21 protein-coding genes are annotated in these 20,441 nt (G+C 41.8%); 4 read left to right on the forward strand and 17 right to left on the reverse strand.

Annotation, left to right across the window (positions count from 1 at the left end; translation table 11 throughout):
• Positions 1-23 precede the first annotated feature (23 nt).
• Together NSQ52_RS11055 and rnz are read right to left on the reverse strand one after the other, a co-directional pair.
• Positions 24-1,331 carry an aminotransferase class I/II-fold pyridoxal phosphate-dependent enzyme gene (locus NSQ52_RS11055; RefSeq protein ID WP_039165881.1) on the reverse strand — a complete coding sequence of 436 codons (1,308 nt, stop codon included), beginning with the start codon at positions 1,329-1,331 and terminating at the stop codon, positions 24-26.
• A 139-nt stretch (positions 1,332-1,470) separates the two neighbouring features.
• A complete protein-coding gene (rnz, locus tag NSQ52_RS11060) occupies positions 1,471-2,400 on the reverse strand; it encodes a ribonuclease Z (RefSeq protein WP_039165882.1) in 930 nt (309 codons plus the stop codon).
• 222 nt (positions 2,401-2,622) lie between these two features.
• Between rnz and zwf the strand changes: the two genes are divergently transcribed.
• Complete coding sequence (zwf, locus tag NSQ52_RS11065; protein ID WP_058336671.1) at positions 2,623-4,098, forward strand: glucose-6-phosphate dehydrogenase; 1,476 nt, start codon at positions 2,623-2,625, stop codon at positions 4,096-4,098.
• A gap of 50 nt (positions 4,099-4,148) precedes the next feature.
• Here zwf and NSQ52_RS11070 read toward each other — a convergent pair whose 3' ends face one another.
• The 9 genes from NSQ52_RS11070 to NSQ52_RS11110 all read right to left on the reverse strand — a co-directional run bounded on the left by NSQ52_RS11070 (position 4,149) and on the right by NSQ52_RS11110 (position 13,759).
• On the reverse strand, positions 4,149-4,871 hold the full coding sequence (locus NSQ52_RS11070; RefSeq protein ID WP_008342268.1) for a GntR family transcriptional regulator: 723 nt from the start codon (positions 4,869-4,871) through the stop codon (positions 4,149-4,151).
• 175 nt (positions 4,872-5,046) lie between these two features.
• Positions 5,047-6,453 carry a glycoside hydrolase family 1 protein gene (locus NSQ52_RS11075; RefSeq protein WP_058336670.1) on the reverse strand — a complete coding sequence of 469 codons (1,407 nt, stop codon included), beginning with the start codon at positions 6,451-6,453 and terminating at the stop codon, positions 5,047-5,049.
• Complete coding sequence (gene celB / locus NSQ52_RS11080) at positions 6,437-7,783, reverse strand: PTS cellobiose transporter subunit IIC (RefSeq protein ID WP_342473338.1); 1,347 nt, start codon at positions 7,781-7,783, stop codon at positions 6,437-6,439. Before celB ends, NSQ52_RS11075 begins: the two co-directional genes overlap by 17 nt.
• A gap of 25 nt (positions 7,784-7,808) precedes the next feature.
• Positions 7,809-8,141 (reverse strand): PTS lactose/cellobiose transporter subunit IIA, encoded by a 333-nt coding sequence (locus NSQ52_RS11085; RefSeq protein ID WP_017357943.1) that lies wholly within the window; start codon positions 8,139-8,141, stop codon positions 7,809-7,811.
• A 3-nt stretch (positions 8,142-8,144) separates the two neighbouring features.
• The gene (locus tag NSQ52_RS11090; RefSeq protein ID WP_017367558.1) at positions 8,145-8,456 is read right to left on the reverse strand and encodes a PTS sugar transporter subunit IIB; all 312 of its coding nucleotides are present in this window, start codon (positions 8,454-8,456) and stop codon (positions 8,145-8,147) included.
• A 578-nt stretch (positions 8,457-9,034) separates the two neighbouring features.
• Complete coding sequence (locus NSQ52_RS11095; protein ID WP_041091776.1) at positions 9,035-9,820, reverse strand: SDR family oxidoreductase; 786 nt, start codon at positions 9,818-9,820, stop codon at positions 9,035-9,037.
• 13 nt (positions 9,821-9,833) lie between these two features.
• Positions 9,834-10,679 (reverse strand): GRP family sugar transporter, encoded by an 846-nt coding sequence (locus NSQ52_RS11100; RefSeq protein WP_201297802.1) that lies wholly within the window; start codon positions 10,677-10,679, stop codon positions 9,834-9,836.
• 315 nt (positions 10,680-10,994) lie between these two features.
• Positions 10,995-12,404, reverse strand: coding sequence for an NADP-dependent phosphogluconate dehydrogenase (gene gndA, locus NSQ52_RS11105; protein ID WP_025207592.1), 1,410 nt, complete (start codon positions 12,402-12,404; stop codon positions 10,995-10,997).
• A gap of 98 nt (positions 12,405-12,502) precedes the next feature.
• Positions 12,503-13,759 (reverse strand): DNA polymerase IV, encoded by a 1,257-nt coding sequence (locus NSQ52_RS11110; RefSeq protein WP_007501120.1) that lies wholly within the window; start codon positions 13,757-13,759, stop codon positions 12,503-12,505.
• Positions 13,760-13,879: 120 nt separating this feature from the next.
• Between NSQ52_RS11110 and NSQ52_RS11115 the strand changes: the two genes are divergently transcribed.
• Both NSQ52_RS11115 and NSQ52_RS11120 read left to right on the forward strand, forming a co-directional pair.
• A complete protein-coding gene (locus tag NSQ52_RS11115) occupies positions 13,880-14,161 on the forward strand; it encodes a hypothetical protein (protein ID WP_008342247.1) in 282 nt (93 codons plus the stop codon).
• Between the two features lie 64 nt (positions 14,162-14,225).
• Complete coding sequence (locus NSQ52_RS11120) at positions 14,226-15,005, forward strand: membrane protein insertase YidC (protein ID WP_045034397.1); 780 nt, start codon at positions 14,226-14,228, stop codon at positions 15,003-15,005.
• Between the two features lie 126 nt (positions 15,006-15,131).
• Here NSQ52_RS11120 and NSQ52_RS11125 read toward each other — a convergent pair whose 3' ends face one another.
• From NSQ52_RS11125 to mce, 4 genes are read right to left on the reverse strand one after another with little or no spacing between them, the layout of a single operon-like run.
• Positions 15,132-15,596: a chemotaxis protein CheW gene (locus tag NSQ52_RS11125; protein WP_008342245.1), complete on the reverse strand. Its 465-nt coding sequence runs from the start codon at positions 15,594-15,596 to the stop codon at positions 15,132-15,134.
• 14 nt (positions 15,597-15,610) lie between these two features.
• Entirely contained in the window at positions 15,611-16,732 is a 1,122-nt protein-coding gene (locus NSQ52_RS11130; RefSeq protein ID WP_035390776.1) for a tripeptidase T, read from the reverse strand.
• A gap of 16 nt (positions 16,733-16,748) precedes the next feature.
• The gene (locus NSQ52_RS11135; protein WP_047945445.1) at positions 16,749-18,212 is read right to left on the reverse strand and encodes an acyl-CoA carboxylase subunit beta; all 1,464 of its coding nucleotides are present in this window, start codon (positions 18,210-18,212) and stop codon (positions 16,749-16,751) included.
• Positions 18,205-18,627, reverse strand: coding sequence for a methylmalonyl-CoA epimerase (mce, locus tag NSQ52_RS11140; RefSeq protein ID WP_217967007.1), 423 nt, complete (start codon positions 18,625-18,627; stop codon positions 18,205-18,207). Before mce ends, NSQ52_RS11135 begins: the two co-directional genes overlap by 8 nt.
• A 101-nt stretch (positions 18,628-18,728) precedes the next feature.
• On the opposite strand from mce, the gene prli42 reads away from it, so the two are divergent.
• Positions 18,729-18,821: a stressosome-associated protein Prli42 gene (prli42, locus tag NSQ52_RS11145; protein ID WP_017357951.1), complete on the forward strand. Its 93-nt coding sequence runs from the start codon at positions 18,729-18,731 to the stop codon at positions 18,819-18,821.
• A 39-nt stretch (positions 18,822-18,860) separates the two neighbouring features.
• On the opposite strand, the gene NSQ52_RS11150 is transcribed toward prli42, so the two are convergent.
• Together NSQ52_RS11150 and NSQ52_RS11155 are read right to left on the reverse strand one after the other, a co-directional pair.
• Positions 18,861-19,370, reverse strand: a complete 510-nt coding sequence (locus tag NSQ52_RS11150) for a L,D-transpeptidase (RefSeq protein ID WP_008342241.1) — start codon at positions 19,368-19,370, stop codon at positions 18,861-18,863.
• 52 nt (positions 19,371-19,422) lie between these two features.
• The gene (locus NSQ52_RS11155; protein ID WP_007501130.1) at positions 19,423-20,376 is read right to left on the reverse strand and encodes an aromatic acid exporter family protein; all 954 of its coding nucleotides are present in this window, start codon (positions 20,374-20,376) and stop codon (positions 19,423-19,425) included.
• Positions 20,377-20,441: the final 65 nt, after the last annotated feature.

Consider the following 20,441-nt stretch of genomic DNA (forward strand, 5'->3'; position numbering starts at 1 on the left):
ACATCAGTCAAGGAGTTTTTTCATTATACCGTTGGTGCTGATTGACTTTTCTCAGACAGCAACTTTTCAATGCTGACAAGCTGAACACATAACGTAAAGATGTCAATCGCCTGCTCTAGTTCTTCAAGTGTTGGGAACGTTGGCGCAATACGGATGTTACGATCAAGCGGATCGTTTCCATAAGGATATGTCGCCCCTGCACCTGTTAGTGTCACACCGGCTTCTTTCGCTTTTTGCACAACAGCTTTTGCACAATGATCGAGTGTATTTAAGCTAATAAAATATCCGCCATTTGGTTTGTGCCACTCAGCGATGCCTGTTCCACCAAGCTTTTCATCAAGGATCGAAAGAACGAGGTCAAATTTCGGCTTAATAATCGCTGCATGCTTTTTCATATGTTCCTTCAATCCTTCTGGATTCTTGAAGAAACGAAGGTGTCTTAATTGATTGATTTTATCTGGCCCAATGGTTTGAACTGATAGCTGTTTTTGAATAAAGCTGACGTTGTCCTGACTAGATGCCATTAGTGCAACACCTGAGCCTGGGAACGTAATTTTAGAAGTAGAGGCGAACATAAACACACGGTTTGCATGTCCTGCTTTGTCTACTGCTTGAAAAATATCTTTTAACGTATCAGGCGTATCTGTTAGATGGTGGACTGCATAGGCATCATCCCAAAAAATACGGAAGTCGTCTGCTTTTGTCTGCATAGAAGCAAGACGGTCAACAACCTCATCTGAATACGTAATGCCGTCAGGGTTACTATATTTCGGTACACACCAAATCCCTTTGATGGCTTCATCTTCTGCAACCAATTTTTCCACCTGATCCATGTCAGGTCCATCCGACTTCATATCTACCGTAATCATCTCTATGTTAAAATGCTCACAAATGGCAAAATGACGATCATATCCTGGGCTTGGTGCAAGGAATTTTACCTTTGGAAGCTCTCCCCAAGGTGTTTTGCTGCCATATACGCCGTGAGTCATAGCACGTGCAATTGTGTCATGCATCATATTCAGACTAGAATTACCGCCAATGATGATTTGTTCTGGCTTCAGATTGAGCACACTTGCAAAAAATTTCTTTGTTTCAGGAAGGCCTGTCAAGCCGCCATAGTTTCGCACATCTGTACCATCCTCAGCTGTCATTGCATCCTTTGATGTCACGACATCGAGCATGCCCATAGATAAATCGAGCTGTTTTGGTGAAGGTTTCCCTCTAGACATGTCTAAGTGTAAGTTTTTACTTTTGTACGTTTCATATTCTTTTTGTCGTGCTGCATATAGGTCATTTAATTCTGCTTCACTTAACGCTGTAAAACCGCTCATCTTTGATTGTGCCTCCCGTATTCTTCATAGTGTAATTCGTCATTTGTTTTTTCTTCACCATTTTACCACTACCTGAAAAAGAGCGTCATCATAAATATCAAAAAAATCACACAACTTTTTTTGACGATTCATCCAATTTTTACAGGGTACGGTCAATAGGAAAAGAAAAGAAATCATGTGCAGCTTCAGTCAGCGGGAATATATCGCGGGCTTCTTTGAGTAATTGTTTCAGTGACTCTTCCCCTTGGTACCGTGCACTAATATGGGTCAAAATCAGTCTTTTTGCGCCTGCTTCCTGCGCTGTTTTTGCTGCCTGTTCTGTCGTACTGTGATAATAATTATAGGCTAGTTCTGCATCTTCTTTCCCAAATGTTGCTTCATGGACTAACACATCCGCATTCTTGGCAAGCCTTGTTATATTCTCGCACAAACGGGTATCTCCTGAAAATGCAACGATTCTCCCTTTTTTAGGGGGTTCCAAATAATCGGTTCCATCAATCATTCTTCCATCTTCGAGTGTAACGGTTTCCCCATTTTTCAACTTCTGATACAAAGGTCCAGGTTTTACACCGATTTTTTTTAGGTCTTCGGCTTTTAGTGCACCAGGTACATCTTTTTCCACGACCCGATAACCGTAAGCTGGGATCCCATGAGACACTCGTCTTGCTTCTACTTGAAAGGTCTCATCTTCAAAAACGATCCCTTCCTCTATTTCTATGATATGCAGCGGATAAGTCAAATGCGTTTGTGTCGCTGAAAGTGCCGCGTTTACAAAAGCTTTAATGCCGCTTGGACCATATATCGTCAATTCATCCTCTCCGCCTTGAAAGGACCTGCTGCCAAGCAGACCCGGGAGACCATATACATGATCACCGTGCATATGCGTGATAAAGATCTTCTCAATTTTTCTTGGTTTAATCGTTGTATGTAATATTTGATGCTGCGTCGCTTCTCCGCAATCAAAAAGCCACACGGCTTTTCTCTCTTCTAAAAGCTTCAGCGCAGTGCAAGTGACGTTTCTTGTTTTTGCAGGAATGCCTGCACCTGTTCCTAAAAAGAGCAGTTCCATTACGATTTCCTCCTACAGCCGGTATACAATCTCTTCATTCATATAGAATACATGAAGACAGGATAAATGTGAATTCAGCGGAATTTTTGAAAAAAGTCAAACTCGGGCAGAAAAAGTCGAATCAAATGTTTGCTTTACGAACAATGAACCTTTAAAATAAAGAAAATGTACATACATTCTCGGTTTTTACAACAATGCTACGAATAAAGTGAGGTACTTTTCGTGAATACAGAAACTAACTATCCAAAAGCAGTCATTGTCATTTTTGGCGCAACAGGAGACCTTGCAAAACGCAAGCTCTACCCTTCTATACATAGACTTTATCATAGCGGAAAGCTTGGAGATCAATTCGCCGTTGTAGGTGTTGGACGTCGTCCTTGGTCTCATGAAGACCTAAGAGCTGTGGTAAAAGAGTCGGTCTCTTCTGATGATGCAGAAGCAAAAGCAGAGGAATTTATTTCTCATTTCTATTACCATGATTTTGATGTCTCAAGCCCTGCTTCCTATCAAGCACTGAACACGCTTCTTTCTGGTCTTGAAGATACATACAGTATCCCGAATAACCGGATGTTCTATTTAGCGATGGCACCAGAATTCTTCGGAACCATTGCGAAGTTTTTAAAAAGTGAAGGCGTATCAGAAACGACTGGATGGTCTCGACTTGTCATTGAAAAACCGTTTGGTCATGACCTGCCTAGTGCCAAAACATTAAATGAAGAGATCCGAGATGCATTTACAGAGGATCAAATTTATCGTATTGACCACTATCTTGGTAAACAGATGGTGCAAAACATTGAGGTAATTCGTTTTGCGAATGCGATCTTTGAACCGCTTTGGACAAACCGCTATATTTCAAACATTCAAATCACATCGAGTGAATCATTAGGTGTCGAAGACCGTGCGAGATATTACGAGAGTTCTGGTGCACTGAGAGATATGGTACAAAACCATATGCTTCAAATGGTTGCACTACTAGCCATGGAGCCACCGATTAAGCTCAATACAGAGGAAATCCGTAGCGAAAAACGGAAAGCATTGCGTGCGCTTCGTCCATTCTCGAAAGATGAAGTGGATCAATTCTTTGTCCGCGGACAGTATGATGCAGGAACGATTGATGGCAATATGGTTCCTTCCTATCTTGAAGAGCATAATGTGGACCCAAACTCCAACACAGAAACATTTGTTGCAGGGAAACTTCTCATCGATAACTTCAGATGGGCCGGGGTACCATTTTACATTCGTACAGGAAAACGTCTAGAAAAGAAATCCACTCAAATCGTGGTGCAATTTAAAGACATTCCGATGAACCTGTACTACGGAAACGGGAATTCCATGCATCCAAACTTACTTGTGATTCACATTCAGCCAGACGAAGGTATCACCCTTCACCTGAATGCTCGCAAGCTTGATGGCGGAACGTATGCTAAACCAATTAAGCTTGACTATCAAACAAATTACAACGACATCATGAATACACCAGAAGCGTATGAAAAGCTAATTCATGACTGTTTGCTAGGTGACGCAACAAACTTTGCCCACTGGGATGAAGTAGCACTGTCTTGGAACTTTGTTGATCCAATTTCAGAAAAATGGGCTGAAACCAAAACGTTAAAACCAAATTATCCTGCTGGTTCTATGGGACCAAAAGAAGCAGATCAGCTTCTTGAAAAAGATGGATATCACTGGTGGAATATATAAAATCAACAAAAAAAGAGCAGTCTCCCGATTGAGGGGGTTCTGCTCTTTTTTTAAAGTCGTGTTTTCGTAATTTCAACCGTTGAAAAATCAAATTTATCATAGCGATGATGGCTAAAGGAATATTCAAACGGACGGCCTGTGTTTAAATAAGCCACCTGCTCCACTTCTAGCACCGGATCCGTAGGGTCACAGCCTAAATATTGCTGATCAAGCTGATCTGATTTAGCCGCTCTAATTTTTTTGTGCGCTCCTGCTACTTTTAATTGCAGTGTGTTTGTAATGTAGCTATAGATGGAACCCAATAAAACCTCTTCATCTATTCCTTTAATGACATTGACAGGCATAAAGGTTTTTTCTAATACATATGGCTCTTCTTCTACCAAACGGAGCCGAATAATGTCATAGACAGGTGTGCTTGAGTCAATGGATAAATGAGCTGCCACCTCTTCACTTGGAAAATGCACATCAAAGCGAATGATTTGGCTCGTCACGTTTTTATCTGCCATCACTTTCGTGAACCCTTTATTTTCATGACCTGATACGTTGATCGCACCTTGATTTAGTGCTGCCTTCACAATAAATGTGCCATGACCTCTTTTTCTAAAGAGCAGACCTTCCGCCACTAAAAGATCGAGCGCACGCTTCATCGTCATTCTGCTGCATTTAAATTCAGCGGCAAGCGAGTTTTCATCTGGAATGGGTTGATCTTCTGGATAATATGCTGTTCCTATTCTTTTTCTAATTTCTTCTGAAATGAGTTCGTACTTTGTCATCTCACACCACCAACTGACTTGTTTTTTCATATCCTATTATAGCGCTTTCTAGCCTTCCTCTCATTCTACACTAAGCCTAGTGCGCTTAAAAGGTTCGAGCCACTTTCATTTCACCCCTTTCATCTTTACATAAGAAAAATACTTGCCCTTTTCAAGGAAAGAGCAAGTATCTTGATTAGAAACCATTATTCTCTGAAACCGATTGAAACCAATAGCCACTTTTTTTGATGGTACGTTTCCCGTCTTCCTCAAGGTCCACTGAGACAAATCCATAGCGATTTTTATAGGCATTCGACCATGACCAATTATCCATAAACGTCCACAGATGATAGCCTTTTACATGACTTCCTTCTTGAATGGCTTGATGCACCCATTTAAGATGCTCAGAAATAAAATCAATGCGGTAATCGTCATGAATCATTCCTTCTTCATCCTGAAACCGCTCTTCTCCTTCAACACCCATTCCATTTTCAGAAATAAAGCATTCAATATTCCCATAGTCTGTCTGGACTTTTTTCAATATATCGTAAATACCCTTTTCATAGATTTCCCAGCCGCGGTACACATTCATTTTTCTGCCCGGCATTTCAAAAGAATCGAAATAATGATCTGGCATAAATGGTGCATCAGGGTGAGGCATATGTTCCTTTGCTTTCACTCTTCTTGGCTGATAATAGTTGATGCCGAGAAGGTCGATCGTGTTCTCTTGAATGAGTTCAAGGTCTCCTTCCTCCATAGCCGGCATCAATCCTTCTTTCTTTAACACGTCCACCAGCTTTTCAGGGAAATGTCCTTTCACTGCTGGATCTAGGAAGGACCGGTTAAAGAAGGCGTCAGCCATCTCAGCTGCTTCGACATCCCGCGGATTCTGGCTTCGCGGATACGAAGGAGTAAGGTTCAGGATAATGCCTATTTTCCCATCCTGCTTCATCTCTTTATAAGCCGCAATGGCCTTAGCATTTGATAAAATCTCATGAAATCCAACTTGCACTGCCTTTTGGAAATCAACTTCGTTCGGATAATGGAAGCTATACATATATCCACCCTCTACAGGGACAATCGGCTCATTATGGGTAAACCATTTTTTCACCCGGTCGCCAAATAGCTGAAAACACAATGTCGCATAGCTGACATAATCGTCTACGACCTGCCTGTTTACCCATCCTCCCGTCTCCTGCAACGCCATTGGCATATCAAAATGATACAAGTTCACAAACGGTTCAATGTCATTCGCTATCAGTTCATTGATCACATCATTGTAAAAAGCCACAGCTTCTTCATTAACAGCCCCTTTTCCCTCAGGTAAAAGGCGTGACCATGAAATAGATAGACGAAACGAGTTGTGCCCAATCTCCTTCATGAGGCGGATATCCTCTTTGTATTTACGATAAAATTGCGAGGTGACACCTGGACCGACGCCCTGAAAAAAACGATTCGGCTCTTTTTCAAACCAGTGATCCCAAATGTTCGGTCCCTTTCCATCTCCTGGATAACTGCCTTCTGTTTGCGTAGCAGAGGCAGAAGATCCCCACCAGAAACCTTCTGGAAATGTATATGATTGACTGTTAGTTTCCATCGACATGTATTGAGTCTCCTTCACCTTTGATGTTTGTTTGTTTCGTTTTTTCTGTCGTGACTATTTTTTCATTTTTCACATTCATACGATCAATAAATTTTAGGAACGGGAACCAAATGACAAACACAATCATTAAATTAAACAGCTGAAGCAGACCGCCCGCTAATGAATTTGTTGCCATGACTCCGCTAATAAAGATCGGGACTGTCCAAGGAATATTCACGCCTGTCGGAGGCGGCACAATACCTGTGGCCATCGCAAAATAAGAAATACAAGTAATCACCATTGGCGCCAAAATCCACGGAATGAGAATAAGCGGATTCATCACAATCGGTAAACCGAAGATAATGGGTTCATTGACGTTAAATAAACCTGGTCCTAAGCCGAGCTTTGCTACTTGTTTCAATTGCTTACTTTTAAGAAAGATTAAAATCGTAAACACAACAGCTAGCGTCATACCGGTTCCACCCATACCCACTGTATAGATTTCGATAAACTGCTTGCTGATGATGTTCGGAACCTCACCTGTTTTTGTGTAGCTTTCTAGATTTTGAATGGACAATGTATTCCAAATCGGGTCCATGACAGAGTTGATAATAATTTGGCCGTGGAGCCCAAAGAACCAAAGAATTTGTATAAAGAAAATAGCGATCAAGGTCGGAATGATACCGCTTCCAAGTCCGACAAGCGGCGCCTGAATCGCATTGTAAATCAAGTCATGCATGTTGGTTTTGAACCCTTGTGTAATGATGATATTGATCAGTAAAAAAGTTGTAAGTGTCAAAGTAGCCGGGATAAGTGCAGCAAAAGACTTAGAAACAGCTGGCGGAACCCCTTGCGGCATATTGATGACAAATTTCTTTTGGACAAAATAGCGATAAATTTCAGCTGACAAAAAGCCTGTGATCATTCCAAGGAACATTCCCTTTGCGCCTAAACGATCGACTGGGATGACGTCTGCAATGGATGCACCGCCCTCTTGTTCTAGTAAAAATGGCGTAAGGAGCAGGAAAGAGGCTAAAGCGATCACACCGCCAAAGACAGCTTCCACATCATAGCTTTTCGATAAATAGTAGCCAATCCCAAATACAACAAACACACTCATAATGCTGATGGTCGCACTAGGTGCAATATTCAGTGCAGACTGAACACCTTCCAGTGCTGTTTGACTCATGATCTTATCTAAAAATGGCAAATTCATTAATACGACCATGATGGAACCAAAAATTGTTAATGGGAACGCAAGCATAAAGGCATCCCTTAATACCCCTAGATAGCGATTGTTGTTCAATCTCCCAGCAATCGGAACCAAAATCGCACTTATTTTATCAAACATTGGTTTCCCCCCTTGTTTACACCCTTTATTGTTTCAGTGATTGCAATATCGGTAAGAGCTCTCCCACAAGCTCTTTTATTGTCATCGTTGACATGAAATGATCTTCGGCATGCATGAGCAGCAAGGAGAATGAAATCGTTTCTCCGCTTGCCTCTTGCTGTACCATTTGAAAATGGATATCATGTGCATTCCGCAAATCATCTTCCGCTTCTTTGAGAAGGTCAGATGCTACTGTTTCATGACCTTCTCTAAATTGTTTAAGAGATTGAAGCAATTTGCTTCGTGCATTTCCGCTGTGTAAGATCAATTGAAAACTGATTTGTTCTTCCGTGAGTCCTTCGAGCGTTTTCTTTTCCATCCTTTAAGATTCCCCCATCAATGAAACCGCTTGTTCATACGCTTTTTGTCCATCTGCTAGCCCATACGCCTGCATATCGATGACCTCTACTTCAATCCCATATTTTTGAGCTTCTTTTTGAAGATCCCCTTTTAAAAAGCTCATTTGCGGTCCAATTAATACAACATCGGCATGTGCCATTTCTTTTTTCGCTTGGTCTTGTCCGACTGCCCAAATCTCTGCTTCTTCCCCTATAGACTCAGCATGTGCCTTCATCTTTGTGACTAGTAAACTCGTAGACATACCTGAACTGCATGCTAATAAAATACGTTTCATTTCTCTCACCCCATTGTTGTAATAAAAGCGCTTCCAGTTAATATTATATATTTTTATTTTTAAATGTCTAGACATTTAATTTTATATGTATGTATTTTATTTTAAAAATGACCGTATCAATACTCACATCAAGCTTTCAGAACAAAAGAGATCTCATCCAGATATGAACGAGACCCCTTTTCTTTTAAAAAATACTCTCCGAATGAACCATAAAGTAGCTTCTTCTTCAGAAGACAGTCTTTGAGAACTTTGTTAAAATAAGTGCTAATGACTTAGCTCATTCAAAAACCCATAAATCATGAGAAGTAACTGCCCCGAGATGGAAACAGATGCTATTCCCACTCAATTTGATGGATAGGTAAACGTCTTTTGCTGCTACTTTTCGAATCTATTCATATCTTTGCAATCAAAATTTGTGTAAAGCCTGTAAAAGAAACGAGCATATTTGAATAGGGCGTATAAACGGATAAAAGCGTGTGAATGTTTATACACACGCTTTTCACTAGTCTTCACATGCACATACTAGATCATAATTTGGTGTTGTGTTATCCTCTGAGCCCAGCCCGTGATCATCACGATTATCCTTTTCCTGCTTGGAATCCAGGGTACTTGGTCATACCGCCGTCTACATATAACGTCAACCCTGTCACATAGCTCGCCTCTTTTGATGCAAGCCAGACAGCACATGCTGCCACTTCTTCCGGTTTTCCGATATAACCAATCGGTATCAGCTCAATGACTCCCTTTTTCAATGCTGGATCATCAAATTTTTCGGCATTGATCGGGGTATCAATTGCGCCTGGTGCAATGCTGTTTACACGAATTTTTTTAGGCGCATATTCTAGTGCCAGCGTTTCCGTCAAAAGCTTGGCGCCTCCTTTACTTGCTGCATAATGGACAAAATGAGGCCACGGAATTTGCTGATGGACCGACGACATATTAATAATCGACCCCTCGATCCCGTGTTCTGTCATATACTTTAATGCATCACGGCATCCTAAAAACATACCTGTTAAATTGGTGGACATCACTTTGTTCCAGTTATCTAGCGTCATTTCAGTTGAAGGAACTTCATTTTCAATTCCTGCATTATTGATCATGACATCAAGACTGCCATATGTATTGACAGCTTGATCAATCATCGCCTTCATATCCTCTTCTTTTGATACATCCCCTTGAATTTTGACAGCCTGTCCGCCACTTTTTTGAATCTCAGCAATCGTGTCGTCCGGGTTTTCTTTATCTGAGAAATAATTGATCACTACATTGGCTTTTTCTTGTCCAAACCGGCGCGCCATCGCCTGACCTATCCCTGTACCTGCTCCTGTGATGAGAACTGTTTTCCCTTCCAAATCTGGATACATTCGCTTAAACCTCCTATTTTGTAAAACCTAGCAGCACACCGCCTGCGATAATCATCAAGCAGCCTGCAATGACAAAGCTTGTTTTAGATGCTTTCTCTTTTAATAAATAAATACCGCCTAAAGTCGAGATGACAATTCCTGTTTGAGACATGGAAAAACTTACTGCTACGCCAATGAGTGGAATCGCCAAAAGAAGTCCTAGATTTCCTGTCGACCACACAAGACCAGCAATGATATTTCTGAACGTATATTTGCTAAACGGGTCTTGCTTTAGACTAATCGCTAACGATGAAAGCAGCATGCCGACAGATTGCGGAACGAGCGCAGACCAGCCATCTATATGAAACCATCTTAAAATGACGACATATCCGACGTAGCCTACGGTTGAGATGAGCAAAATGATGATTCCCTTTTTAAAATTGCCGCCTTCGTTCCCGCCACTCTTTCTTTGACCGAGGGATGTCATGACAACGCCAGCAATAATAAATAAAATGGCACAAGAACCAATAAGTATGACCGTCATGGTCTGCCATTCTTTGAAAACGATGACACCAAATAATGTCGTGCTCACAAGCTGCATACCCGTTGATAAAGGAACAGCCTTTGACACCCCTAGAAAGGCGACACTTGATAGCTGATTCATTTGCCCAATACTCCAAAAGATCCCAGAGATAACGGAAACCGCAAAAATAAGCGGTGTCAGTTCCGGCATTTTGATCAAATAGGCGCCGATTGAAAACAAAAAAGCGCCGAGGGTAATGCCGAGTGTTTGCTGATAGGCGTTCCCGCCAAGTTTGACACTGATGAGAACAATACTTCCCCAAAATATCGCTGGGAGAAGTGCATATAAAATGCCCACTTCTATCCCTACTTTCTGTTCTTTTTTACTTAGCATCCCTCTTTTTCGGATTTTTAGCCGAATAGATGTAAACACAAAAAAGACCTTACCAAAGGTAAGGTCACAGCGTGTAGACAAACCCTCGCATTCGGTGTCAGTCCTGCGTGCTGGTGCTCACGAATGTCAAATTCGCTCCGCTCCAGTACTCGGCCTTCCTAGCCTGCAAAGGTTTTCTATCACGCTAAAAAGAAGTCAAAGGGCTAAAATCAAGTTCATTTTAGCCCTTTGTCAACAATCTAAGACCTTACCAAGGTAAGGTCTTTTGAGGTTTTATACTTATTTCATCCATTCAGTATGGAAGACGCCTTCTTTATCTGTGCGCTCATACGTATGTGCGCCGAAGTAGTCACGCTGTGCTTGAATTAAGTTAGCTGGAAGGACAGCTGTACGATAGCTATCAAAGTAAGCTAGTGCACTTGAGAATGAAGGAACAGGAACACCTTGTTCTACTGCAAGTGAAATCACTTTACGAAGTGATGATTGATAGCTTTCTACGATATCCTTGAAGTAAGGATCAAGCAATAGGTTTTTCAATTCAGGGTTACGGTCATATGCTTCTTTGATTTGCTGCAGGAAGGCTGCACGAATGATACATCCACCACGGAAGATCATCGCAATTTCACCGTATTTCAAATCCCAGTTATACTCATCAGACGCTGCTTTCATTTGCGCAAAACCTTGTGCATATGAGCAGATTTTACTCATGAAGAGAGCTTTTCTAACAGCTTCGATTAATGCTTGTTTATCTTCAGCTGATTGAGTTGGCTCAGGCCCTTGAATTAATTGACTTGCTTCCACACGCTCATCTTTCATCGCAGAAATAAAACGAGCGAAAACAGACTCCGTAATGATTGGAAGCGGGACACCTAAATCAAGTGAGCTTTGGCTTGTCCATTTTCCAGTTCCTTTTTGGCCAGCTTTATCTAAGATGACATCTACTAGCGGCTGGTTCGTTTCTTCGTCCACTTTTGTGAAAATGTCAGCTGTGATTTCGATTAAGTAGCTGTCAAGTTCTCCTTTATTCCACTCTGAGAATACTTCATGAAGCTCCCCTGCTGATAAACCAGCGACATGCTTCAAGATAAAGTATGATTCAGAGATCAATTGCATGTCTCCGTACTCGATACCGTTATGAACCATTTTGACATAATGTCCTGCTCCATCTGGACCGATATACGTTGTACAAGGCTCACCATCTACTTTCGCAGAGATGGCTTCTAAAATTGGTTTCACTAGCTCGTGCGCTTCTTTTTGACCGCCAGGCATGATAGAAGGACCTTTAAGTGCGCCTTCTTCACCGCCAGAAACACCTGTACCAATGAAGTGAATACCACTTTCCGCAAGCTCTTGGTTACGTCTTTGTGTATCCTTGTAATATGTATTTCCACCATCAATTAAAATGTCACCTTTCTCTAGGTGAGGAAGTAATGATTGAATGGTTGCATCTGTTGCTGCGCCTGCTTTTACCATTAAAAGAATTTTACGCGGCGTTTCAAGCGATTGAACAAATTCTTCAATGCTGTATGTGCCTACAACGTTTTTCCCTTGTGATTCTTGAAGAAACTCTTCTGTTTTGCTGCTAGATCTGTTATAAACGGACACGGAGAAACCGCGGCTTTCAATATTTAGGGCAAGGTTTTTCCCCATAACGGCTAGTCCAACGACACCGATTTGTTGTTTTGACATAATTCTGACGTCCCTTCTAACACACTATATTGATTACTGCTGAAATGATGTACCCTTTGAAATTACCACAACATCACCTCTTTTATCAAGTTTTCAGGCTAGTCATTTCCTCTTTCGTCCTGAAAAAAGTCTTTATTAAAACTTGTACCACTTGTTTTGCTCTCTTTTTCCTTAATGGTCACTCCTCTTTGAATGAGTGGTTTACCGTATTTTTCTTTCAGTCCGTCTAAAAGAGATTGGAGCGGTTCGTCTTTTGCATCTTCTGTATAAGAGAATAAATCAAGCTGCTTGACGGCTGATTTTCGTTCCACAAGATCGGTCCCCGTCACGCCTAAAAGTCTTACTGGCTGGTCATTCCAATGCTTTAGGAATAGCTGCTTTGCCGCCTCAAATAGATCTTCCTTTCGATCAGTAGGATTCGTGAGTGTGACGCTCCGTGTGATATTTTTCCAGCTTGCATACCGAATCATAATGAGCAGCCGGTTTGCCATCACTTCTTTTCTTCGTAATCTGGCACTCACCGATTGCGACAGTTTCTCTATTAATGAGACGAGTTCATCTGTATCATCAGAATCGTGAGGAAGAGTGGAAGAATTGCCGACAGATTTAAATTCGTATATTCTTTCTGGATCGACAATGCCGTCATGCTCTCCGTTTGCCTTTTGCTTTAACCTCGGTCCATTGATGCCTAATAACTCTTTCAGCGCATATTCATTCGCTTTCGCTAAATCTTCAATTGTATGAATTCCGATGGTTTTCAGCTTATCTGCCGTTTTCTGTCCAACCCCATGCATGTCACCTGCAGGGAGCGGCCAGAGCATTGTCGGGACATCTCGTTTACGCAAAATGGTAATGCCCATTGGCTTTTTCCAATTAGACGCCATCTTCGCTAGAAATTTATTTGGTGCAATGCCAATACTCGAAGGAAGCATGAGCTCTTCTACTAGCCTCGTTTGAATATCATGAGCGGTTTTCACGGCATGCTCAGCATAAGGTGTATCGGTTAAATCAATATAGCCTTCGTCAATTGAAACGGGTTCAACTAAGTCACTATATTCTCTTAATATGGTAAACATTTCTTGTGAGGAGCTGCGGTACCGGTCGAAGTTGGGTGTACGCACAATCAGTCCCGGACATAGCCGCTTCGCTTCCCAGAGTGGCATCGGCGGCTTCACCCCGAGTGCTCTTGCCTCGTAGCTGCAGGTCACAACAATCCCTTTGCGCTCTTTTGCATTTCCGCTAATGGCTAAAGGTTTCCCTCTCAAAGAAGGATCATACGCCATTTCTACCGATGCATAAAAACTATTCATATCAATATGAAAAATGATTCGCCCCTTCTTTTGAGAATCAGCCATTTGCTTGCCTCCTTAGGTGATCTACTTTCCTTCACTTCACCGTAATTTCACCTGTTTGTTCCATTAGACATTTCATATGGTGTATAGTACACTGTGAGTAATGAAATGGATGTGATAATCATGATTATTGATACATTCAATGAAGTCTTTTTCCTTGTTGAATTCTTTACGATTATTCTTCCAGCGCTGACCGCCATCGGTATTGCCTTCTTATTAAAAGACTGCCGAATGAACGAGCACCTCGGAGGACATCGTTTAGAAGAGTTGGATGCATCTTGTTTGAATCGAACAGACTTTCTGTTTATCATATATGATCGCATTACAACTTGGATTAGTAAAGTCATTCGAATGAAAAGATCATCAAATGATGATGAAGACCATTCGCTTCCTCTCTCTTATTAGATTTTATTATTGAGGAGGAAATGAATTGAAACGTTTATTGACTATTTGTACGACTTTATTTTTTATGATGGTAGCGTCACCTGCATTTGCTGCAAGTGCGCAAACAAATACAAGCTCTGATGGGTTTTTCCATCATTATTTTGTTCAGCCTTTTTCTGAGTTGATTATCTGGCTTGCGAACTTTTTCCATGATGACTACGGTTTATCTATTATGTTCGTAACATTGATTGTCCGACTGCTTATTTTCCCGCTTTTTGCAAACCAATTTAAAAAGCAGAGAGTGATGCAAGAGAAAATGGCACTCGTTAAGCCTCAGATTGACCAAATACAAAGCAAATTGAAAAAAACAAAAGAACCTGAAAAACAAAAAGAACTGCAAATGGAAATGATGAAAGTATATAAAGACAACAATGTGAACCCGCTGGCAATGGGCTGTCTGCCGATGCTGATTCAAATCCCAATTGTTCTTGGCTTTTACTCGGCAATCCGCTCAACACCTGAGATTGCGACGCATTCGTTCTTATGGTTTAACTTAGGACAAACTGATCTTTTAGTGGCGATCTTTGCAGGGGCCATGTATTTCTTGCAATTTTACGTCACACAAAAATTCGCAAAGCAATCAGGCACCCAAACAGAAGCCGCACTGAAACAAGCAAAAATCATGGGCATGATTTTCCCAGTCATGATGCTGTTTCTATCAATTAATGCTCCCGCTGCTCTTCCTTTATATTGGATGACAAGTGGACTTTTACTCACCATTCAAACGATTATTTTAAATGTGATGTACCAAAAATCAAAAACAAAAGCTGCGGCAAATGATTCAATTAACCCAGCAGCTGAATAAATGATAGCCCCCTTACCCGAACATGATAAGGGGGCTTTATTTGTCTTCTGTAGAGCGCATCAAATAAAAGATGCGTGAGCTCCGGCACGCAAAATGACCCCTTATCCATGGATAAGGGGCCTTTGTTTATGCTAATTCCTCTTTCAATCGCTCAGGCAATTGATCAAGATCCTCAATTTTCCCTAGAAACTTATTAGGGTCCACTTGTAAAATCATCTTGTTCTCTCTCTCAACGACGCCGAAGAAATATTCAGATGCTTTTGTGTTCATATGAAATGGCTTGATCTCACTTAGCTCGATATCAATGATATCTTTTGCATCAGAAACAAGGCAGCCAATCATTTGATCGTTTAATTCAAATAGTAGAACCTTAGACTGTTCGGTTACATCCAGAGGTTTTCCGTGCAGCATGACACCTGTGTCACTGACTGGAATGACCTCTCCTCTTAACGACATGAGTCCTTTAATCTCTTTTGGAAGGTTCGATACTTCTTGTAAATAAGGGACCTTCTCAATTGAGCGTATATGTTCTACGCTGATACCAAAATCCTCTTGTCCCACCTGGAAAATAATGATCTTTTGCGTGCTCACAGAGTCTCCTGCCTTTACGATGGATTTGTCGTTTCTTCGATAATGGCGAGAACCATTTCAGCTGTCTTGACTAATTCTTCAATCGGCATTTTCTCATTTTTCGTATGAATATCTTCATATCCAACAGCTAGGTTGACGGTCGGGATGCCGTTTCCAGCAATGACGTTTGCATCACTGCCTCCCCCGCTTGTCTGTAGTTCTGAAGGACGGCCAATTTTCGCAGCCGCTTTTTTCGCCACTTCAACGACTTGATCGCCGTGTGAGAATTTAAAGCCTGGATACATGATGTCAATTTGTACATCGGCACTTCCACCCATTTCTTTAGCGGTTTTTTCAAAGGCTTCTTTCATTTTCGCTACTTGCGCTTCCATTTTTGCCGGTTCTAAAGAACGTGCCTCTGCCAAAATATCCACTTGATCACAGACAATATTCGTTTGTGTTCCGCCTTCAAAGCGGCCGATATTCGCCGTTGTTTCTTCATCAATACGGCCAAGCGGCATGCTCGCGATCGCTTTTGATGCAATCGTAATCGCAGAGACGCCTTTTTCAGGTGCCACACCTGCGTGAGCTGTTTTTCCGTAAATGGTTGCACGTACTTTCGCCTGTGTTGGCGCAGCCACGATAATGGTACCGACCTTGCCATCTGAATCAAGGGCATAACCATATTTTGCTGTCATCAGTTTCGGATCTAACGCTTTTGCTCCTACAAGTCCTGATTCTTCACCAGCTGTAATGACAAATTCAATCTTGCCATGCGGTACATTTTTCTCTTTTAGGACACGGATCGCTTCAAACATCGCGGCAAGCCCTGTTTTATCGTCAGCACCAAGAATGGTTGTGCCATCTGTCTTGACATAGCCGTCTTCAATGACTGGCTTAACACCATTACCTGGTACAACTGTATCCATATGAGAAGTAAAATAAATCGTATCTGCCTCTTGATTCCCTTCAAGTGTGCAAATAAGATTGCCTGCTCCGTGGCCGGTTGTCTCTTTTGAATCATCTTCAACTACATTAAGCCCTAAACCAGTAAATTTCTCTTTTAGGACTTCAACAATTTTTTCTTCATGTTTCGTTTCTGAATCGATTTGAACAAGTTCTAAAAATTCGTCTAATAAGCGTTTCTCATTGATCATGATGATGTTCCTCCTCTTATAGCGGCATGTTTCCATGCTTTTTTAACGGTCTATCTTCTTCCTTACTGCGAAGCAGGTCAAATGAGCGAATGAGCCGCTCTCTCGTTTCATCTGGCATTAAAATATCGTCGATTAATCCTAATTGTGCTGCCTTCATGACACTAGGTTCATTGTCCACCTCACGCAAGGCAGGATGAACAATTTCGTCTGCAAACGATTTTCCCATGACATCAATTTCTGCCTCTGGCCATGCATACACAAAGTCAGCACCTAAGCCCTTACTATTCATCGCAACGTATGCACCGCCAAATGCCTTTCGCAAAATCACAGTGATCTTTGGAACGGTCGCCTCAGCGTACGCATACAGAAGCTTTGCGCCGTGGCGGATAATGCCTGCATGCTCAGCTTTCTCACCTGGCAAAAAACCAGGAACGTCCACAAGGGTTAAAATGGGAATATGAAATGCATCGCAAAATCGAATAAACCGAGCCGCTTTATCAGCAGCATTGAGGTCAAGGCTTCCTGCCAGCACCTTAGGCTGATTGGCTACAAGACCAATGGAAGACCCTTGTAATCTGGCAAAACCTGTGACGATATTTTTGGAGAAACAACGCTGCGTTTCAAAAAATGAGCCGTGGTCGGTGATCGCTGTCACCACTTGTTTGACATCATAAGTACGTGATGGCTCCTTTGGCAAGATGTTCCCAAGATCGCTCGCATCATGCTTTTGCACCTTACGATGAATGACAGGCCGTCGTTTCGTTGGTATGTACGTTAAAAGCGTTCGAACTGCTTTTAACACGTCTCTCTCATCTTTCCCTGTATAGTGCACATTCCCGCTTGTTTGATGCTGAACCGCTGCACCTCCAAGTCGGTCAGGACAGACCGTCTCTCCTGTTGCTTTTTCTATCACTTTCGGACCAGTTAAAAACATATGAGCTGTTTGCTCCGTCATGAATACAAAATCCGTCAATGCAGGTGAATATACTGCACCTCCCGCACAGGAGCCTAAAATAACGGATATTTGCGGAATTTGACCAGAGTACAGCACATTCCGTTTAAAAATCTGACCGTATCCCTCTAATGATACCACACCCTCTTGAATTCTCGCACCACCTGAGTCTTTTAGACCGATAACAGGCATTTGATTTTTAGCAGCCAAATCCATTAAAGCCGCTATTTTTTTCGCATGCATGTCCCCTAGCGAACCCCCGTACACGGTCGCATCTTGTGCATAAACGCCTACTTGTCTCCCATGAATCAGTCCCGTCCCAGTGACAACGCCATCCCCTAAATGTTCTGAGCGGGAGCCTTTAGCAAATGACTGGATTTCCATAAAGCTGCCTTCATCAAGAAGTTCATGAAGCCGCTGACGAACAGTCAGCTTTCCTTTGTTTCGGTGAGCCGCTGCTCGTTTTTCACCGCCTCCCCTTAAAGCTTTCTCGCGCCATTCAGACAAGTCATTGAACGATTCATGCATCTTCCTGTTTCTCTCCTTTCAAAGGCTCACACAATTCAATTAGCACACCTGACGTTTCTTTTGGTGAAATAAACGCAATGCGCTTTCCGTTCGCACCATTTTGTGCGCCTTTTTGAATGAGCTGTACACCGAGCTCGTCAAGTTGACTGAGATCAGCCTGAATGTCACCTGACTTTAATGCAATATGATGAAGCCCCTCTCCTCTTTTTATTAAAAAGGTATGTAATGTGCTGTGATTTGACATCGGTTCAATCAACTCAATGTGCAGATCACCTAGGGAAGCAAAAGATACCTTGACCCCTTGATTCGGAAGTACTTCTATGTCTGAAAATTCCCAGTTAAACAGCCTAGAGAACGTACGTGCTGTTTTTTGAATAGAAAAAACGGCAATGGCTATATGATCGATTTGATTCATCCGTTCACTTCCTTTGTACATCACTTGTCGCCTGCGTAAAAACGAGCTAGAATAAAGAAAGGTGCGCTCGTCGCAAAAACATTTGATTATAGGGGTGCGATATGTCTCAGAAATTCATGAAATTTATGGTATTGCTCATGATTAGCTTACTGTTAATTTCTTCACTTTTAGCAGGAGCGGCAGCCTTTTTATAAAGTGTTGATAAAAAAGGAGACAAGCAGGTGATTCGTTTTTTAACGAATGGCCTGTTTGTCTTTGGCCAGCTTTTCAAATGCATCGCTTGATGTCGTGATCCATACCTTTGTACCAACTGGAAGCTGATCAAATAGCCGTTCTACATCTTGATTATGAAGACGTACACAGCCTGCCGTAATAAATTTCCCTATCGATGTCTCATCACTTGTTCCATGAATGCCATAGGTTCTCCCGTCGGTTCCTCGCGCATCAAATCCAATCCACCTTCGGCCGAGTGGGTTATTCTTCGCGCCGCCTTCAATATTTTTTCTTCTGTAATAAGGATCTTTCGCTTTGATCATAATCGTAAATTCACCTTCTGGCGTTAAATCAGCTGTTTTGCCAGTAGAAGCCGGGTAGACTTTTTGAATTTTCCCATGATCAATATACGCAAGCTCGTTCGTTTGTTTATTAATAATGACATACGGATCTCCTGGAAGCGGGTTTTGCCCGAGCGGCCAGATGGGTGAAAGGGACATGGTCAGCACAGTATAAAATAAAAGACGCATAGGCTCCTCCTTTTTCATTAGATTGACCAATGAAGGAGGAACTCATGCGTCTTTATTCTTTCATCCCTTTAAAATAACTTTTCAACACCAAATATTGTTCCATTTCCCCGAGGAAATGAAAGAGTGCGGCTCTAGCTTCAAATTCTTCACGTGTTTGCGGAAGCGGCAGTGCATCAAACTCTTCTTTCATATCAATCAGGCGTCTTAAGAACTTATGCGCCGTGTTCCCTGGGTGAATATGTTCTCGTAAATCTCTAATATATTCTGCAATGATTTGCCCATGCTCCGTTGTAACAGATATGGACGTAATTTTCGGAAGCACCCGCTCAATGATTTCAAATTGCTTTTGTCTCATGTTGAAATAATGATAATAGAGATTTTCATGTCTTAAGACATGATTTTCAACATCACGGTATGCAAGAGCTTTCGCTTCTTTAATCAATTGATGCGTCTCTGGAATTTCTTTTCCTGTCCAGTCTTGTTTTCCGGTCATTAAATATTGCTCGATTTCTTCAAAGATTTTCGCAAAATTCGCTTCAATTTGTTCACTGTATTGTTTCAGCTTTTTATCAACGCTAGGCATATACAGGTTCATAATGAGTGCGACCCCTACACCAATGGTGATGAGTAAAAGCTCATTCCAGATGAGATGAAGCGTAATGCCTCCAGACATATACAAATGAAGGATAATCACTGAACTTGTGACAATCCCTTCTTTAATCCGAAGTAAGACCGTTGTTGGAATAAAGACGAGCAGCATCAGTCCAATGACGAAAGGATGATAACCAATTAGATCAAAAAACAAATAAGAAAATAAGATGGCAAGACTGCATGCGGCAAAGCGGGCCCCAGATGCGAGGAGTGACCTTTTTTTCGTCACCTGAATACAAAGGATCGTAATAATGCCGGCAGCTGAATAGTTTTGCAGACCGAGCATTTGTGCAATATAAATGGCTAGAGCTGTTCCTAATGCTGTTTTCAGCGTTCGGTAGCCGATTTTAAACATGATGTGATTCACTCTTTTCTGTCTACTTTTGTGAAATGATGAACTTTTTTTACTTTCCCCATTAT

It is taken from the genome of Bacillus sp. FSL W8-1141, from assembly GCF_038593205.1.
GTDB classification, from domain to species: Bacteria; Bacillota; Bacilli; order Bacillales; family Bacillaceae; genus Bacillus; species Bacillus altitudinis.